The 17,581-nt window shown below is 73.7% G+C and carries 14 protein-coding genes; 9 read left to right on the top strand and 5 right to left on the bottom strand.

What is annotated here, in order from left to right; genetic code table 11:
- Nucleotides 1-7 precede the first annotated feature (7 nt).
- A complete protein-coding gene (locus tag FHX74_RS16670; protein ID WP_182561301.1) occupies nt 8-1,414 on the bottom strand; it encodes a M1 family metallopeptidase in 1,407 nt (468 codons plus the stop codon).
- A 99-nt stretch (nt 1,415-1,513) separates the two neighbouring features.
- Between FHX74_RS16670 and FHX74_RS16665 the strand changes: the two genes are divergently transcribed.
- Nucleotides 1,514-2,377 (top strand): NAD(P)-dependent oxidoreductase, encoded by an 864-nt coding sequence (locus tag FHX74_RS16665; RefSeq protein ID WP_220484066.1) that lies wholly within the window; start codon nt 1,514-1,516, stop codon nt 2,375-2,377.
- A gap of 25 nt (nt 2,378-2,402) precedes the next feature.
- Here FHX74_RS16665 and FHX74_RS16660 read toward each other — a convergent pair whose 3' ends face one another.
- Both FHX74_RS16660 and FHX74_RS16655 read right to left on the bottom strand, forming a co-directional pair.
- Nucleotides 2,403-3,104: a hypothetical protein gene (locus FHX74_RS16660; RefSeq protein ID WP_182561371.1), complete on the bottom strand. Its 702-nt coding sequence runs from the start codon at nt 3,102-3,104 to the stop codon at nt 2,403-2,405.
- Nucleotides 3,105-3,243: 139 nt separating this feature from the next.
- Nucleotides 3,244-4,056 (bottom strand): hypothetical protein, encoded by an 813-nt coding sequence (locus FHX74_RS16655; protein WP_182561299.1) that lies wholly within the window; start codon nt 4,054-4,056, stop codon nt 3,244-3,246.
- Between the two features lie 111 nt (nt 4,057-4,167).
- Between FHX74_RS16655 and ffh the strand changes: the two genes are divergently transcribed.
- The gene (gene ffh / locus FHX74_RS16650) at nt 4,168-5,760 is read left to right on the top strand and encodes a signal recognition particle protein (RefSeq protein ID WP_182561368.1); all 1,593 of its coding nucleotides are present in this window, start codon (nt 4,168-4,170) and stop codon (nt 5,758-5,760) included.
- 33 nt (nt 5,761-5,793) lie between these two features.
- Nucleotides 5,794-6,870 (top strand): amidohydrolase family protein, encoded by a 1,077-nt coding sequence (locus tag FHX74_RS16645; protein WP_182561298.1) that lies wholly within the window; start codon nt 5,794-5,796, stop codon nt 6,868-6,870.
- Nucleotides 6,871-7,131: 261 nt separating this feature from the next.
- On the opposite strand, the gene FHX74_RS16640 is transcribed toward FHX74_RS16645, so the two are convergent.
- Entirely contained in the window at nt 7,132-9,813 is a 2,682-nt protein-coding gene (locus FHX74_RS16640) for a glucosidase family protein (protein WP_235970805.1), read from the bottom strand.
- A 209-nt stretch (nt 9,814-10,022) separates the two neighbouring features.
- On the opposite strand from FHX74_RS16640, the gene FHX74_RS16635 reads away from it, so the two are divergent.
- Both FHX74_RS16635 and FHX74_RS16630 read left to right on the top strand, forming a co-directional pair.
- The gene (locus tag FHX74_RS16635) at nt 10,023-12,905 is read left to right on the top strand and encodes an alpha/beta fold hydrolase (protein WP_182561297.1); all 2,883 of its coding nucleotides are present in this window, start codon (nt 10,023-10,025) and stop codon (nt 12,903-12,905) included.
- A complete protein-coding gene (locus FHX74_RS16630) occupies nt 12,902-13,798 on the top strand; it encodes an ABC transporter permease (RefSeq protein ID WP_182561296.1) in 897 nt (298 codons plus the stop codon). The genes FHX74_RS16635 and FHX74_RS16630 overlap by 4 nt, the downstream gene beginning before the upstream one ends.
- 243 nt (nt 13,799-14,041) lie before the next feature.
- Here FHX74_RS16630 and FHX74_RS16625 read toward each other — a convergent pair whose 3' ends face one another.
- Complete coding sequence (locus tag FHX74_RS16625) at nt 14,042-14,779, bottom strand: dienelactone hydrolase family protein (RefSeq protein ID WP_182561295.1); 738 nt, start codon at nt 14,777-14,779, stop codon at nt 14,042-14,044.
- 257 nt (nt 14,780-15,036) lie between these two features.
- On the opposite strand from FHX74_RS16625, the gene rpsP reads away from it, so the two are divergent.
- The 4 genes from rpsP to trmD are packed head-to-tail and all read left to right on the top strand — an operon-like array spanning nt 15,037 to nt 17,489.
- On the top strand, nt 15,037-15,471 hold the full coding sequence (rpsP, locus tag FHX74_RS16620) for a 30S ribosomal protein S16 (protein WP_182561294.1): 435 nt from the start codon (nt 15,037-15,039) through the stop codon (nt 15,469-15,471).
- Nucleotides 15,471-15,758, top strand: a complete 288-nt coding sequence (locus tag FHX74_RS16615; protein ID WP_182561293.1) for an RNA-binding protein — start codon at nt 15,471-15,473, stop codon at nt 15,756-15,758. Before rpsP ends, FHX74_RS16615 begins: the two co-directional genes overlap by 1 nt.
- Before the next feature lie 32 nt (nt 15,759-15,790).
- Entirely contained in the window at nt 15,791-16,309 is a 519-nt protein-coding gene (rimM, locus tag FHX74_RS16610) for a ribosome maturation factor RimM (protein ID WP_328823877.1), read from the top strand.
- 4 nt (nt 16,310-16,313) lie between these two features.
- Nucleotides 16,314-17,489 (top strand): tRNA (guanosine(37)-N1)-methyltransferase TrmD, encoded by a 1,176-nt coding sequence (trmD, locus tag FHX74_RS21170; RefSeq protein ID WP_182561292.1) that lies wholly within the window; start codon nt 16,314-16,316, stop codon nt 17,487-17,489.
- Nucleotides 17,490-17,581 lie beyond the last annotated feature (92 nt).

Here is a 17,581-nt window from a genome sequence, read left to right as displayed (position 1 = left end):
GGGAGGCTCAGAAGCGCGCGGGCTTCTTCGCCGTGTAGAGCCAGGTGGTGAAGAAGCCGTCGAGCTGACGGTGCGAGACCCGCTCGGCCAGCGCGATGAACTCCGCGGTGGTGCCCGAGCCGTACCGGTGGTCGGCCGCCCACCGGCGCAGCAGCGAGAAGAAGGCGGTGTCGCCGATCTCGAACCGGAGCGCGGCCAGGGTCATCCCGCCGCGGGTGTAGACCGGGTCGCCGAACAGGTCGGCCGGGTCGCTGAACCGGGCCGGGGCGGGCGACCAGAGCCGGCCGCCGGCCGGGGTGTCGTCGTAGATCGTCTGGTACTGGGCGCGGACGCTCTGGCCGCCGTGCTTGGCCGTCCAGAGCTTCTCGGTGTAGTCGGCGAAGCCCTCGTTGAGCCAGACGTCCATCCAGCGCTTCGGGGTGACCGAGTCGCCGTACCACTGGTGGCCGTACTCGTGCACCTCGGTGAGCACGTCGGGCAGGCCGTCGAACACCGGCCGGCCGGCGTTCTCCAGCGCGTAGCCGGACTTCGAGTTGTCGATCACCACGCCCGCGCTGTTCCACGGGTACGGGCCGTAGAAGCCCTCCTCGAACCGGATGATCGGGCCGACCAGGTCACGCTCGCTCTTCGCGCTGCCGAAGATCGGGTCGACGAAGTTCCAGACCGGGATCCGCTTGCCCGACCGCAGCCGCACGCTGGTGTGGGTGACCTGGTACCTGCCGACCGAGATCATCGCGAGGTAGGTGGCCATGGGCCTGGGCTGCGTCCAGGTCCAGGTGGTGCGGGCGCCGTGCCGGTGCTTGACCAGGGTGCCGTTGCCGGCCACCGCTAGCGCCGACGGGGCGGTCACCGAGACCCGGAAACCGGCCTTGTCCTGTGGGGTGTTGTTGTTCGGGAACCAGGTCGCCGCACCGACCGGCTCGCTCTGCACGGTGGCGCCGTCGGTGGTGCGGATCCAGCCGTCCGGGCTGCCGTCGGGGTCGGTGTGGGTGACCGGCGCGCCGTGGTAGCGGACCTTCGTGGTGAAGCTGCCGACCAGCGGGTGCGACGGGGTGATGATCAACTTCGTGCCGGCGCGGCGGAAGCGCGCGGTGTGCCCGTCGACGGTGACCGCGTCGACGTGCAGACCCTCGAGGTCGAGCGAGAACCGCGACAGCCGCTTGGTCGCGCGCGCCGCGATGGTCGTGGTGGCGCGGATCGAGGTGTTGCTGCGGTAGTCGAGGCTGATGTCGTAGTGCCGGACGTCGTAGCCGCCGTTGCCGATGGTCGGGAACAGCGGGTCGCCGATCGAGGTGGCGCCCGGGGACCCGCCCTTCGGGACGGCCGCCGCTGAGGCCGGCAGGCCGGTGACGGTGAGCGAGGCGAGCGGGAGGCTCAGTGCCAGGGCGGCGACGACGGGCGCGGTACGGCGCATGGTTCTCCTCGGAGCGGGCCGCACCCGACGTACGGCGAGCCGACGCTAACAGCCGACCCGCCCGATGCATAGCCGCTGATGGGAAGCACAATGCCTGGCGTGAAGGTAGCGATCCTCGGGACCGGACTGATGGGCTACGGGATGGCGGAGGTGCTCGCCGGGACCGACGGCATCGAGCTGACCGCCTGGAACCGCAGCCGCGACAAGGCGGCGCCGCTGGCCGACGCGGGAGCGGCGGTGGCCGACGACCCGGCGTCGGCGGTGGCCGGCGCCGAGGTGGTGATCACCATGCTGTTCGACACCGACGCCGTGCTCGACGTGATGGAGCGGGCCCGGCCGTCGCTGCCCGACGGCGTGGTGTGGCTGCAGACCAGCACGGTGGGGCTGGAGGGTAGCGACCGGATCGCGGCCTGGGCGGCCGAGCACGGCGTCGCGCTCCTCGACGCCCCGGTGCTCGGCACCAAGAAGCCGGCGGCCGAGGGCGCGCTGGTGGTGCTGGCCTCAGGTGACCCGGCGCTGGCCGACCGGGCCCGCCCGGTGCTCGACGCGATCGGCAGCCGGACGGTGTGGGTCGGCGACCGTCCGGGGCCGGCGTCCGCGCTCAAGCTGGCCGCCAACGCCTGGGTGCTGACCCTCACCACCGGGACGGCCCAGTCGATCGCGCTGGCCCAGGCGCTCGGGCTCGACGGCCGGCTGTTCCTCGACGCGATCCAGGGCACCGCGACCGACAGCCCGTACGCCCACGTCAAGGGCGGCGCGATCCTCTCGGGCGACTTCACCGCCTCGTTCCCGGTCGAGGGCGGGCTCAAGGACCTCGGGCTGATCCGCGCCGCGGCCGAGGGGCGGATCGACGCCGGTGTGGTCGACGCCGTCCGCGGCGCCTTCCAGCGCGCCGCCGACGGCGGTCACGGCGACGACGACCTCGCCGGCGTCTACCACGGCCTCACCCGCGGGGAGGGCTGAGCGCCCTCCCCGGGGTGGGCCGGTCTCAGCGCTGCTCGGGGGCGCGGTAGCCCATCACCGGGTCGTAGCTCTGGCCCTGCTGGGGGTAGCCCGGCTGCGCGTTCGGCTGCGGGTAGCCCGGCTGGGAGTAGCCCTGCTGCGGGTAGCCCTGCTGCGGGTAGCCGGCCTGCGGGTACGACGGACCGGCGTAGCCCTGCGGGGCACCGGCGACGGCCGGCTGCCCGGCCGGGGCGTCCTCGACCCGGAACGTGCCCGGCGGGTTGATCCGGACGGCCGCCTCGACGAAGGCCGGGTGCGCGTTGCCCATCGAGATCGAGTCACCCCGGACGTCGGTGTTGAGCACGTCGGCCTTGACGGTGCAGACCAGATAGAGCGCGTAGCCGCCGATCACCACGACGAACAGCACCAGACCGACCAGGGCGCCCGCGCCGCTCGCGCCGTTGACCGCGACGGCGAGCAGGATGGCCAGCACCAGTCCGCCCAGGATCCCGGCCAGGGCCAGCAGCCGCAGCTTGGTGACCCGCTGCTGCACCTCGGGCAGCACCGGCGTCGGCATCACCACCGGCTTGTTGGCCAGGGCCAGGATCCAGCCGATCCGCGGGACGTAGGTGGCGATCTTGTTGCGGTAGATGATCGGCATCCGCGTCTGGGTCGGCTGCCCGGTCACCGCGCACACCGGCGGGAGCTGCAGGTAGGGGGTGGCCTGGCGGTGCCAGCTGATCTTCACGTCGTGTCCTCTCGCGCTCCGGCACCCCGCCCGGTGCGGGGGCCGACCAGGATCGGACGCACCCCGCTCCGGCCCGGTTCCCGCGCAGTGTGGCAGTCGACGGGGCCATGCCCGGGCGGGTGGCGCCGGGCTCGCGAGGTCAGCTCCGGACGTCGACGCAGTCGGCCGCGGAGGTCACCTGCTGGGTGCTCTTCCAGCCGGTGAAGCGATAGCGGTAGCAGCCGTCGCGGTCGGCCTTGACCGTGGTCCTCAGCTGTCCGGTGGTGCTGCTGGTCACCGTCTTGAGCGTCCGGTAGCTGCCGTTCCCGGCCCGGAACTGCAGCTGCACCTTGGCCTTGGACGTGCCGCGGTACTTGCCGTCCTCCCAGTCGGCGCGGGTCAGCGTGCCCTTGACGGTGAGGGTCCGCCCACGCCGGACCGGCTCCGGGCCGGCGTCGGTGGTGAGCCGCGAGGCGCGCCGGACGATCAGCGAGGCCGCGCTGTGCAGGTGGTCCGGCGAGTCGCCGGTGACCTCGTAGCGGACGCCCCAGCTGCCCGCCTCGACGTCGTAGAGAGAGTCCGGGGACAGGCTGTAGGTCACGCCCCAGTAGTCCTTGCCGTCCTGGGTGTCGTACTTGCTCAGCGTGAAGCTGTCGTCGAACAGCGGGCTGCTGACCTCGGCCTTGACCTTCTTCACCCCACAACCGGTCCGGGTGGCCACGATCAGGGTGGTCGTCTGGGTCTCCTTGGTGCCGACGACCAGGGTCCGCGGCTGGGCGTAGGTCTTGCTCACCGGGTCGCCGCTGCAGCTCGCCGCGGCCGCGGTGGTCGGGCTGACCGCGGGTGCGACCAGGGCGGTGGCGGTCCCGGCCAGGACGGCGGCGAGCACGGTGAGGCGGCGGCCGCGGGGGCGGGGGGAGGAGGGGCGGGCGGCCGTCGGGGCGGGCGCGACGGCGAGATCGTGTTCCGGCACGGCCCCACTGTCTCAGATCCGTGCCGGTCGGGCGGGCGTCGCGGCCACACCGCTTGGGTAGGCTGAGTCGGATTCGCCCGCGCCCGCGCACTCCCTGAGGTGAGAAGTCCCGTGTTCGACACCCTGCAAGACCGGCTCTCCGCGACGTTCAAGTCGTTGCGGGGGAAGGGACGCCTCTCCGAGGCGGACATCGACGCCACCTGCCGCGAGATCCGCATCGCCCTGCTCGAGGCCGACGTCAACCTGGCCGTGGTCAAGGAGTTCGTGGCCAACGTCAAGGAGCGGGCCCGCGGCGCGGAGCTGTCGCAGGCGCTGAACCCCGCCCAGCAGATCGTCAAGATCGTCAACGACGAGCTGGTCGCGATCCTGGGCGGCGAGACCCGGCTGCTCCGGTTCGCCAAGCGGCCGCCGACGGTGATCATGCTCGCCGGCCTCCAGGGCGCCGGCAAGACCACGCTGGCCGGCAAGCTCGCGCGCTGGCTCAAGGACTCCGGCCACAGCCCGCTGCTGGTGGCGGCCGACCTGCAGCGGCCGAACGCGGTCACCCAGCTCCAGGTCGTCGGCCAGCGCGCCGGCGTCCAGGTCTTCGCCCCCGAGCCCGGCAACACCTCGGCCAGCGAGGCCGCCGGGGTGGGCGTCGGCGACCCGGTCGGGGTGGCGCGCCGCTCGATCGAGGAGGCCGAGCGCCGGCTGTTCGACGTGGTGGTGATCGACACCGCCGGCCGGCTGGGCATCGACGCCGAGCTGATGCAGCAGGCCGCCGACATCCGCGACGCCGTGCACCCGGACGAGGTGCTGTTCGTGGTGGACGCCATGATCGGCCAGGACGCGGTCAACACCGCGAACGCGTTCGCCGAGGGCGTCGGCTTCGACGGGGTGGTGCTGACCAAGCTCGACGGCGACGCCCGTGGTGGTGCCGCGCTGTCGATCGCCCGGGTCACCGGCAAGCCGATCATGTTCGCCTCGAACGGCGAGCAGGTCGGCGACTTCGACGTCTTCCACCCCGACCGGATGGCCAGCCGGATCCTCGGGATGGGCGACATGCTCACCCTGATCGAGCAGGCCGAACGGACCTTCGACGCCGAGCAGTCGGCCAAGGCGGCGGCCAAGCTCGCCTCCGGCGGCAAGGAGTTCGGCCTGGCCGACTTCCTGCAGCAGATGCAGATGGTCCGCAAGATGGGCCCGTTGAGCAAGATCTTCGGGATGCTCCCCGGGATGGGCGAGATCAAGGACCAGATCGCCGGCATCGACGAGCGCGAGGTCGACCGGATCGAGGCGATCATCCAGTCGATGACGCCGGCCGAGCGCGACGACCCCAAGATCATCGACGGCTCGCGCCGGGCCCGGATCGCCAGGGGCGCCGGGGTCGAGGTGTCGGCCGTCAACAACCTCGTCAACCGGTTCTTCGACGCCCGCAAGATGATGAGCGCGATGGCCGGCGGCAAGGGGATGCCGGGGATGCCCGGACTGCCCGGCATGGGCGGCAACGGAGCCCGGCGGCCCGCCAAGCAGCAGGCCAAGAAGAAGGCCAAGCGCGGCTCGGGGAACCCGGCGAAGCGCAACGCCCCGGCGGCGGCGCGTGCCGCCGATCCGGGCTCCGCGTTCGGACAGCCCAGCCAGGCCGAGCTCGCCGAGCAGATGGGCAACTTCGAGCTGCCGCCCGAGCTGCAGAAGATGTTCGACCAGCAGAGCAAGCGCGGCTGACCGGTCGACCGCGACCACGGGTCGGGACGGACGGTGCCCGCGCGACTGCGGCTGAGCGGGGTGGTGCTGCCCGAGGGTGAGCACCGTGAGCTCTGGGTGGTCGACGGGACGCTGACCGACGAACCGGTCGCTGACGCGACCACCCTCGACGGCGGCTGGCTGCTGCCCGCGTTGGTGGACGCGCACTGCCACGTCGGGCTCGACGCGTCCGGGGCCGTGCCGCGGGCCGAGGCCGAGGGGCAGGCGCTCGCCGACCGCGACGCCGGCGCGCTGCTGCTCCGCGACGCCGGGTCACCGGCCGACACCCGGTGGATCGACGCCCGCGACGACCTGCCGCACCTGATCCGGGCCGGTCGGCACATCGCCCGGCCCAAGCGCTACATCCGCCACTACGCCGACGAGGTCGACCCCGAGGATTTGGTGGCCGCGGTCGAGCGGCAGGCCGCCCGCTCGGACGGCTGGATCAAGCTGGTCGGGGACTGGATCGACCGGACCGGGGGCGACCTGGCGCCGCTGTGGCCGACCGAGGTGGCCCGGGCGGCGATCGCCCGGGCGCACGAACTCGGCTGCCGGGTCACCGCGCACGTGTTCGGTGAGCAGGCGGCGGCCGAGCTGGTCGAGGCGGGCATCGACGGGCTCGAGCACGGCACCGGGATCACCGCACCGACGATCGCGCGGATGGCCGAGCGCCGGGTGGCGCTGGTGCCCACCCTGGTGCAGCTGGAGAACTTCGAGAGCTTCGCCGCCGCGGGCGAGGCCAGGTTCCCGACCTACGCCGCGCACATGCGGTCGCTCTACCGCAGCCGGCTCGACCGGTTCGGGCAGGCCCGCGACGCCGGGGTGCCGATCTACGCCGGCACCGACGCGGGCGGCTACCAACCGCACGGTCGGATCCGCGACGAGATCGACGCGTTGAGCACGGTGCTGGGCCCGGCCGGTGCGCTCGCCGCCGGTTCGTGGGCTGCCCGGGCCTGGCTCGGCCGGGCCGCTCGACTGGCCCCGGGCGCGCCCGCCGACCTGTTGGTCCTCGACACCGACCCGCGGGCCGACCTCTCCGCCCTGCGGCGTCCGCGGCACGTGCTGCTCCGCGGCGTGCGGGTCGGCCCCTGACCGACATCAGGAACTGCGCGCTCCGCCACCGTGTACTGAGCCCTGCCCACCACGGTGCCCTGAGCGCACCCCACCACCGTGCCCTGAGCGCGCCCCACCACCGTGCCCTGAGCCTGTCGAAGGGAGCAGGCGAACGAGAATTGATACCGGTGGTCTCCGGCGAGCCCGCGGTCCGCGAGTGGCTCCTGGGTGGGGACTGTCGCCGGGGGATTGGCGATCGACCACCGCCCCCGCCAGACTCGCCGGAGACCGGGACGGGCGTCAGCGGGTCACGATGACCAGCTGCGTGGTGCCACGTCCCTCCGGCAGCTTGTGGGTGACCTCCAGGCCACGGGTCGTGCGGGTCGACTGCACCCGGACTGCCTTTCCGTTCAGTGTGGCACGCACCACCTGAGTACCAGCGGGCAACACGGCGCCGACCGTCAGACCGATCCGACCGTGCCGGGTCACCGTGGTGGTCCAGCGGTTCCCGAGATGCCGGGCGTTGACGTCGAGGGCCCGGCTGCCGCCCAGCCGGACGTCGGAGAGCGCCGCCCGCTGCTGGTCGGCCGGCAGCTGCGGCACCACCGCGACGCGGCCGTGGCCGAGATCGGGCGAGACGCCGAGCCACTGGTGGACGACCGGCCAGAGGATGCCGTACGCGCCCCAGGCCTGCATCACCATCGACCGCTCGGTGAACAGCTTGTCGATGTTCGCGTCGCCGTCCCCGCCGGGCACGATCTCCGGCATGGCTCCCGGCATCTCCCACAGCGACGGGTCGAGCTGGGCCCTGGCGCTGCCCGTCAGGTACCGGCGCTGCTGGTCGAGCCCGAGCCGGCCGTAGTTGCCCTCGCTGACCGCCGCGATCGACGAGTTCAGCGTGAAGACGTCGGTCAGCGACGGCACCGCGGAGACGACGGAGTCGCAGGTGTCGCCCGGGTTGCCGGCCGGGTCCGTGGTCGCGCCGGTTCCGGTGTGGTAGAGCCCGAGCGCGCCGGTGTAGCAGGAGCGTTCGTGCTGGTCGAGCGTGGTGTTCGCGTGCGCCGAGGACGCCAGCGGGCCGGCCGGACGCGCTGTCGCCCCGGCGGCCGCGGGCAGCGCCGGCAGCACGGCGTCGGTCGGGGTCAGCCCGATCCAGTGCCGCTGGAAGGTCTTGGCGTTGTCGGCCTGGAGCGAGTCGGCGTAGCTGCGGGCGCCGTCCTTGCCGTACCACCAGTCGCGCTCGAATTTCGCGATCAGGGTCTGCGCCTTGCCGGTGGCCCAGCGGGCGGTCGCGCGGTCCCCGCGGGCCCGCGCCAGCTCGGCCAGGTCGGCGTACCCGCGGACGGTGTAGACGGCGTTGTCGAGCTTCTCCGGACCCATCCCCGGACGCTCGACGTTGCCGAGACCCTCGGGCCAGCCGTCGTGGTCGGCGTCGAGTCTGGTGTCGATGTAGCGCATCGCCCGGACGCTGGCCGGGTACATGTCGGCCAGGAACCGCTTGTCGCCGGTCCACCGGTAGACCAGGGCCACGGTGGAGGGGAACTTCGCGGTCTCGTCGGTGTTGCCGGCGTCGGCGTTGGCGCCGAAGTAGACCGCGCCGTTCGGGGTGACCTCGTGGACGATCTTGCCGCTGCGGTCGTTGACCGCGTCCGACACGTCGCGCAGGGCCCGCAGGTGGTCCTCGATGGCCTGGAACTGACCGGAGGCGACGGCCGCGAACGCGGTGTACTCACCGTCGGTGCCGAAGAGCCAGGTGTAGTCGGGCCAACCGGCCCCGATCCAGCGCATCTCGGGCAGCGTGGCCACCGGCTTCGGATAGGCGGTGCCGGCCTTGGTGACCCGCAGCCGGACGTCCTCGGACTGCTGGACCGAGGCGGCGAGCATCTGCTTGCTCCAGGCGAAGCTCTGCTGGAGCAGTGGGGCGTCGGGCAGGCTGGCCCGGCTGGCCGCCTGCACCGCACGACGCGCGGCGACCTTCGCGGCCAGCGCCTCGGCGGGTCGGTGCAACGCGGCGGCGAGCTGCTGCCGCGCCTCGGTCGGGCCGTTCTGCGAGCCGCCGACCGCGAACCAGACGGTCCGGGTGGCGCCCGGTGTCAGCCGGACCCGGTAGCGCAGCTGGCCGCCCGCGCCCCGGCCGTAGGCGGTGTCGTCGCAGGAGGTCGGCTGGCTGGCGCCGCTGTCGGAGGCGGGGCAGACGACGTCCCCGCTCTGCGGGCCGCGGAAGTTCGTGCCGGTGCTGGCCCCAGTCGGGTCGAGCGACGAGCCGACGGCCGCCGCCCAGTCGTGGAAGCCGGCCTGGTTGGTGCCGCGGTCGCGGAACAGCAGGCTGCGTCCGGTGGAGCTGGCCGTGTCCGGCAGGTTCTCGGTCTTCTGGCTCGGGGTGCTCTCGCCCCACGGGTAGGCGCTCATCAGCTCGGAGTGGGCGTCCACCTTCAGCGTGACGGTCCTCGCCGTCGACGACCGCAGGCTCAGCCCGACCACCACGCCGCCGACACCGTCGGGGACGAAGTCGGTGCGGCTGGCCGCGACGCCCTGCGTGGTGGGCAGGTCGGTGCGGACGTAGCCCCAGCCCGAGGTCGTCCGGGTGCCGTCGCCGATCCAGGAGCCGTCGATGCCGAACCACATCCCGTCGAGCATCTTCATGCTCGGCGTCCAGAACCCACCCATCTCGCCGCGGGTGTGGAAGCCGGCGGCCGGGTAGCGACCGTCGGCGGCGCCGAGCTCCCAGGCCCGGTCGCCGGTGACCACGAACCGCCGGTCGGCCAGCCGGGTGGTCTCGGACAGCTCGGGGGAGCGGACCAGGGCGGCATCGAGGACGGGTTCGGCCGCGGGCGCGGCATGGGTGGGCAGCGGCTGGAGCGACCCGGCGACCAGGGCGGCGACGCCGGTGACGGCGCACGCGGTGGTGACCAGCCGGCGCGGTCGGCGGCGGCGCCGGGTGGGCGCGGGGGACGCGATCGGCGGACGGATGTGATCCGGCATCCACAACTCCTGTGTTCTGGACGGTCGACCGTGCGGGTCGCGGCGCGCAGGCAGGCCCCGTGCAGCGGTCTTTTGAACGATCAAAAGCAACCTAGCCAGGTCGGTGGACCGACGGCAACCCCCACCCGAAGGTCGACACCCGTCGGACGCGACCGGTCCTGCTGCGGACGGGGCGGGGCGCGGTTTCGGTCATCGCGCAGGATGGAGCCATGCAGGAGAGACGCGGCGTCCCGCCCGTACGCCGGGTGCTCCTGCTGGTCACCGGTCTGGCGCTGGCCCTGCTGCCGCTGCTCGGCGTGCTGCCGGGCACCGCGACCCGGGCTGCGGCCGACGAGGCGCCGGTGGTCGAGACCGACCTGTTCGTCCCCGGCACGCCGGAACCCGACGGCCGACCGGTCCGTCTCGACGTCGCGCTGCTGACCACCGACCCGTCGGTGCCGCGGCCGGCGATCGTGCTCGCCCACGGGTTCGGCGGCACCAAGGCCGACTCGATCCCGCTCGGCCGGACGCTGGCCCGGGCCGGCTACACGGTGATCGCCTACACGGCCCGCGGCTTCGGTGCCTCCGGCGGGCTGATCCACCTCGACAGCCCCGACTACGAGGGCCGCGACGTGGTCAGGATCATCGACTTCGCCGCCGGGCGGCCGGAGGTCGAGAAGCGCGGCGGCAACCCGGTGGTCGGGGTCGCCGGCGCCTCCTACGGCGGCGGCGCGGCCCTGCTCGCGGCCGAGCTCGACCCGCGGGTGGACGCCGTGGTCCCGGCCTACACCTGGAACGACCTGGCCCAGGCGCTGTTCCCGCAGAACGCGCTGTCCGCGGACGCGGGCACCGCACCGAGCACCGCCGCCGACGTCCCGCCCGACGACAGCCCCGGGGTGTTCAAGCAGCGCTGGACCTCGCTGCTCTTCCTCAGCGGTCTCGGTGCCGGCAGCCGGACGGGCTCGAGCGGCGGCTCGACCGCCGGCGACGGCGGTGGGTCGGCGGCGACGTCCTCGTGCGGCCGGTTCGCCCCGGCGCTCTGCGCCGACTACCAGAAGGCGGCCGCCAGCGGGCGTCCGGACGCCGCGCTGCTCGCGCTGCTGCGGGCCTCCGGGCCGACCGGACGGCTGTCCGGCGTCCGCGCCCCGACCCTGCTGATCCAGGGCGAGGACGACACCCTCTTCGGGCTCGACCAGGCCGACGCCACCTTCCGCGAGCTGCCGGCGAGCACGCTCAAGCGGATGGTCTGGACGACCGGCGGGCACGACGCCGGGATCGACCTCGACGGCGTGCTCGACGAGGTCACCGGTTGGTTCGACCGCTACCTCAAGGACCAGCCCGGCACCGGGGGCGAGCCGGACCAGGGCTTCCGCTACACGATCGCCCAGGACTCCCTGGTCGGCCGGGACGGCGACGGTGGCCGCCCGCCCGAGAAGGTCTCGCTCGACCGCTATCCCGGGCTGAGCGGTGACCCGGTCCCGACCCGCACCCTGGCCCTGACCGGCGGCAGCCAGCCGGTGCTCGCCCCGCCGGGCGGCAGCCCCGCCGCCCTGACCAACCTGCCCGGCACCGGTCAGGCGCTGGCCGCGGTGGCCAGCCTCGGCGGCTACCAGCTCGGCGTCCTGCCCGGACAGTCGGCCACCTTCACCAGCGCGGCGCTCACCAGCCCGCTGCGGATGGTCGGCGCGGGCCGCGCCCGGCTCCAGGTCACCAGCAGCAGCTCCGACCTCACCCTCTTCGTCAGCGCCTGGGACCTCGGGCCCGACCGCAACGGCCGGCCCGCGACCGCGGTGCTGCCCGGGCTGGCCGTCGCGCCGCTCCGATTGACCGGCCTCACCCCCGGTCGGCCCACCACGGTCGAGGTCGCGCTGCCCGCCGTCGTCCACCAGGTGCCGATCGGGCACCGGGTCCAGCTGGTCGTCTCGACCACCGACCAGGCGTACGCGGGCTCCCGGACCGGCGCCACCGCGACGGTCGGCCTGACCGGTGGCGGGGTGCTGCTGCCGCAGGTCGGCGGGGTCGCCGCCCCGACGCCGCTGGACGTCCCGATCGCCCTGGTCGTGGTGGTGGCCGCGCTGGTGCTCGCCGCCGCGGTCGGGCTCGTGCTGCTCTGGCTGCGGCGCCGGGCCGTGCACCCGGTGGCCGAGCTCGCGGACGTCCCGCTGGTGGTCGACGGGCTGGTCAAGACCTACAACCCGCGCCGCGGGCCGTCCCGGCTCTGGGGACGGGTCTCCGGCGGCAGCACCGACGCCGTCCGCGCGGTCGACGGGGTGAGCCTGCGCGCCGAGGCCGGGCAGGTGGTCGGGTTGCTGGGCCCCAACGGTGCGGGCAAGACCACGGTGCTGCGGATGCTGGTCGGGCTGATCCGGCCCGACGGCGGGGCGATCTGGGTCAACGGACGCCCGGTGCACGCCGGCGCCGACGTGCTCGGCGAGGTGGGCGCGTTCATCGAGGGTCCCGGCTTCCTGCCCCACCTGACCGGACGTCAGAACCTGGCCGGCTACTGGGCGGCCACCGGCCGGCCGGAGGCCGAGGCGCACCTCGAGGAGGCGCTCGAGATCGCCGGCCTCGTGGCCGCCCTGGACCGCCGGGTCCGCGGCTACAGCCAGGGCATGCGGCAGCGGCTGGGGATCGCGCAGGCGATGCTCGGCCTGCCCGACCTGCTGCTGCTCGACGAACCGACCAACGGGCTCGACCCGCCACAGATCCGGGCGATGCGTCAGGTGCTCCGCGACTACGCGGCCACCGGCCGCACCGTCGTGGTGTCCAGCCACCTGCTGGCCGAGGTGCAGCAGACCTGCAGCGACGTGGTGGTGATGAACCGCGGCCGGGTGGTGCTCACCGGGTCGATGGACGACCTGACCGCCGGGGACCACGTCGCGCTCATCGGGGTGGGGCCGGGGGAGCGCGACCGGGCTCTCGCGCTGCTCGCCGCGCGCGGCTGGACCGCCGAGCCCGAGGCCGACGACCGGATCCGGGTCGTCGCCGCGGAGGACCGGTCGGTGCTGGTCGCCGCGCTCGTCGAGGCGGGGATCGGGGTCGACTTCGTCGACGGCCGCCAGCCGCTGGAGGACGTGTTCATGGGGCTGATGTCACCGGGAGCCGCGCGATGACCGCCACCACCGTGCCGCCCGCCGTGCCGCCCGCCGAGGGGTCGGCCGGTGACCGGCCGGACCGGGCAACGGCGTCGGTCCGCGGCTCGCTGCCGCTCCGCGCCGAGATCCTCCGCCAGCTCCGCCGCCGCCGGACCATCGGCGTCTTCGCGATCATCGCGGTGCTGCCGCTGGTGCTGCTGCTGGCCTTCTGGCTCGGCCGGGACGGAACGCCGTCGGCCACCCCGGGCTTCGTCGACCTGGCCCAGGAGAGCGGGGCCAACCTCACCGTCTTCGCGCTGTTCGCCTCGACCAGCTTCCTGGTGATCGTGATCGTCGCGCTGTTCGCCGGCGACACGGTGCCCGCGGAGGCCAGCTGGTCGAGCCTGCGCTATCTGCTCGCCGCCCCGGTGCGGCGCGAGCGGCTGCTGCGGCAGAAGCTGCTGGTCGCGGCGCTGAGCTCGGTGGTCGCGCTGGTCGTGCTGCCGGCCTGGACGTTCGTGATCGGCGGGCTGGCCTACGGCTTCGGCCCCTACGTCGGCCCGACCGGTGACCAGCTGCCGGTGACCACCTTCGGGCTGCGGCTGCTGGTGATCGTGGCCTACCTGATCGTCGATCTCGCGGTGGTCGGGGCGATCGCCTTCGCCATCGGCACCCGGACCGACGCGCCGCTGGCCGCGGTCGGCGGGGCGGTGCTGATCATGATCGTCTGCGCCATCCTCGACTCGATCACCGCGCTCGGCTCGCTCCGTGACGCGCTCCCCGGCCACTACGCCTACGCCTGGGCCGATGCCCTGAACCCGACCGTCGACCCCTCGCAGATGATCACCGGCGCGCTCTGGTCGGTCGGCTACACCGTCGTCCTGCTGGCCCTCTCGTGGTGGCACTTCCTTCGCAAGGACGTCACGTCCTGAGCGGGCCGGCTCGCGCACGCCGCGCTGTGACGGCTCGTTCTTCCTCCTGGGATCGCGGGACCAAAAGCGTGTCCCGCGATCCTGCGTCGTGCAGAACGACCCGGCGCGGCTCAGAGGACGCTCGCCGACGGGGCGGCACGGACCCCGCGCGCTGAGCCTGTCGAAGCGCCCTCCCGCCCTTCGACAGGCTCAGGGCACCGTGGGTGGGTCGAGAGAACCGCGCGCTGAGCCTGTCGAAGCGCGTCAGTCGCCGAGGTAGCGCTCGAAGAAGCGCTCGATCCGGGCCCAGGCGTCCTTGGCAGCCTCCGGGTCCGGACCGACACCGGTGGCGCGGAACACCGGGCGGAGCATCTTCGGGCCGGACATCTCGTCGTTGAGGAAGGCGTGCCCGGCGCCCGGGTACTCCTTGACGTCGTGCGGGATCTCGGCCTCCTTGAGCGCCTCGCCGAGCCGGCGGGCGGCCCCGGGCAGGCTCTTGTCGGCGAGCCCGTAGCTGGCCACGATCGGGCAGCTGCCGACCAGCGCGGCGTCGAGGTCGTCGGGCAGCCGGCCGTAGTTGACCGCGCTGGCCTGGAAACCGCGGCGCGCGGTCAGCAGCGCGAACCCGCCGCCGAAGCAGAAGCCGATCACCCCGATCCGTCCGGTGCAGTCGGGGTGGGTGAGCAGCACCTGCCGGCAGGCCTCGATCACGTCGAACGGCCGTCCCTGGTCGGCGGCGATCGACCGGAACACCCGGATCATGCAGCCCAGCCGGTTGCCCTCGCCGATCAGGTCGGGCACCAAGACGAGATAGCCCCGGGCGGCCAGCCGGTCGGCCTGACGGAGCACCTGCTCGTCCAGTCCGAAGATCTCGTGCAGCATCACCACCCCGGGGTGGCGGCGGTCGTCGTCGGGCCGCACCAGCACGGCCCGGGCGTGGTCGGCCTCGCCGCCGGCGGTGGCCGGCAGGTCGATGGCGAGCTCGGTCCGTCGGGTCTGCATGCGCTTACGGTAGGACGTGCGACCGGGTCGCAGCGCCCGCGTTCTCGGCGGACGGTCAGGTCGCGTCGGCTCGGTTCGCGTCCGGTGCTGCCGGTCTGGCAGAATGGAGGGCGCTTTGTGTCGAGCGGCGCCCTCTCATCGCCGCGAGACCCGGAGTCCTCCGAGACGCTGCTGGGTCCCCACCTCGGGTCAAGCGTCTCGACCCGCACTCGACCGGGGCCGTTCCCGGTCGTTTCCCAACAGGAGTTTCCACCCACGTGGCTGTCAAGATCAGACTGAAGCGGCTGGGCAAGATCCGGTCGCCGCACTACCGCATCGTCGTCGCCGACTCGCGCACCAAGCGTGACGGTCGGGCGATCGAGGAGATCGGCAAGTACCACCCGAAGAACGACCCGTCGCTGATCGAGGTCGACTCGGAGCGGGCGCAGTACTGGCTGTCGGTCGGGGCCCAGCCGACCGAGGCCGTCGTGGCGCTGTTCAAGCGGTCCGGCGACTGGCAGAAGTTCTCCGGCGACACCTCGCCGTCGGGCATCGACCCGCAGCCGGAGCGCCCGAACAAGACCGACGCCTTCAACGCCGCGCTCGCCGCCAAGGGTGACGAGCCGCGGACCCGTGGGGGTCGCACCGCCAAGTCCGCCGAGGCTCCGGCCGCGACCGACGCCGAGGCGACCGACAGCTCGACCGAGTCCTGATGCTGTCCGACGCGCTCGAACACCTGGTCCGTGGCATCGTCACCAACCCCGACGACGTCCGGGTGCGGGACAAGGACCTGCGCCGCGGCCGGCTGCTCGAGGTGCGGGTGCACCCCGAGGACATCGGCAAGGTGATCGGCCGCAACGGTCGGACGGCCTCCGCGCTGCGCACCGTGATCGGTGCGCTGGCCGGTCGTGAGGAGGTCCGGGTCGACTTCGTCGACGTGGACCGACGGCCGCAGCGCGACGGACGCGGGTACGGCCGTTCGCGGAACGGCCGACGCTGAGCGCTGACGACACCCGCACCGGCACCGTCGAGGTGACGGTCGGGGTGGTCGGCCGGGCGCACGGGGTCCGCGGCGAGCTCGCCGTGGTGCCCCGCACCGACGAACCCGATCGCCGGTTCGCCGCCGGCGCGCAGTTGCGCGCAGAGACGGGGAACCGGCGTTTCGTCGTCTCCGCGTCCCGGTGGCACAGTGGTCGGCTGCTGGTGGCCTTCGAGGGCGTCGCCGACCGCACCGCCGCCGAGGCGTTGCGGGGCACCGTGCTGGTCACCGACGTCCCGGCCGACGAGCGTCCCGAGGACGAGACGGAGTACTACGACCGGCAGCTGATCGGGCTCAGCGTGCGGACCGCCGACGGCGTTCCCGCGGGAACGCTCCGGTCGGTGCTGCACCTGCCCGAGCAGGACCTGCTCGAGGTCGACACCCCGCACGGGCTCGCGCTGGTGCCGTTCGTCACCGCGCTGGTGCCCGGGGTCGACCTGGCCGCCGGCACCATCACGCTCGCCGACGTCCCCGGGCTGCTCGGCGACGCCGACGGGCCCGCGGCGGAGTGACCGCGTGCGGATCGACGTCCTCACCCTCTTCCCTGACTACCTGAGCCCGTTGCGGCTGTCGCTGGTCGGCCGCGCGATCGAGACCGGACTGGTCGAGCTCGGGGTGCACGACCTGCGCACCTGGACCCACGACCGGCACCGGACCGTCGACGACACCCCCTACGGCGGCGGGGCGGGGATGGTGCTCCGGCCCGAACCCTGGGGCGAGGCGCTCGACGAGCTGCTCGGGCCCGACACTGCACCAGACGCCGACGGGCCGCGGCTGATCCTGCTGACTCCGTCCGGACGGCCGTTCGACCAGGCGCTGGCCGCCGAGCTGGCCGATGAGCGCCGGCTGCTGTTCGGCTGCGGACGCTACGAAGGCTTCGACGCCCGGATCGCCGAGCACGCCCGGACCCGGGTGCGGACCGACGAGGTCAGCGTCGGCGACTACGTGCTCAACGGCGGCGAGGTGGCCGCGCTCGCCGTGATCGAGGCCGTGGTCCGGCTGGTTCCCGGGGTGATCGGCAACCCCGAGTCGCTGACCGAGGAGTCGCACGCGCCCGGCCACGACCGGCTGCTCGAGTACCCCGTCTACACCAAGCCGCCGTCGTGGCGTGGGCTCGACGTGCCCGCCGAGCTGTTCCGCGGACACCATGCCCGGATCGCCGCCTGGCGCCAGGAGCAGGCCCGGGCCCGGACCCGCGAGCGGCGTCCGGACCTGTTGCCGCCGGCCGAGCAGCCGGTGGTGGTGGCCGAGGCCGGACCCGGCGACGCCGGCGAGCTGTTCACGCTGCAACGGGCCGCCTACCTCGCCGAGGGCCGGCTGCAGGGCTGGACCATCCCGCCGCTGGTCGAGGAGCTCGCCGAGGTCGCCGCCGAGCTGCCGCACCAGCTGGTGCTGACGGCCCGGCAGGCGGGCCGGCTGATCGGCTCCGTCCGCGGCCGCGCCGACGGCGACACCTGGCGGGTCGGCCGGCTGATGGTGGTGCCGGACCGCCAGGGCGAGGGACTCGGCTCGCGGCTGCTGGCCGCGATCGAGGCGCGGGCCGTCGGCTGCACCCGCGTCGAGCTGGTCACCGGAGCCGCCAGCACCCACAACCTCGCCTTCTACGCCCGGCACGGCTACACCGAGCTCCGCCGCGAGGTCGACCCCGCCAGCGGCGTCGCGGTCGTGGTGCTCGGCAAGCCCCTGGGCTGAATCGCCTCGCACGCCCTTCGACAGGCTCAGGGCACCGTGGTCGGGAGGACGCGCCCTGAGCGCCCACCACCGTGCCCTGAGCGCCCACCACC

This window comes from Microlunatus kandeliicorticis (assembly GCF_014137855.1).
GTDB lineage: Bacteria > Actinomycetota > Actinomycetes > Propionibacteriales > Propionibacteriaceae > Microlunatus > Microlunatus kandeliicorticis.
The sequence above is the reverse complement of the archived record's forward strand: the minus strand, read 5'-3'. Positions and strand labels throughout refer to the sequence as shown.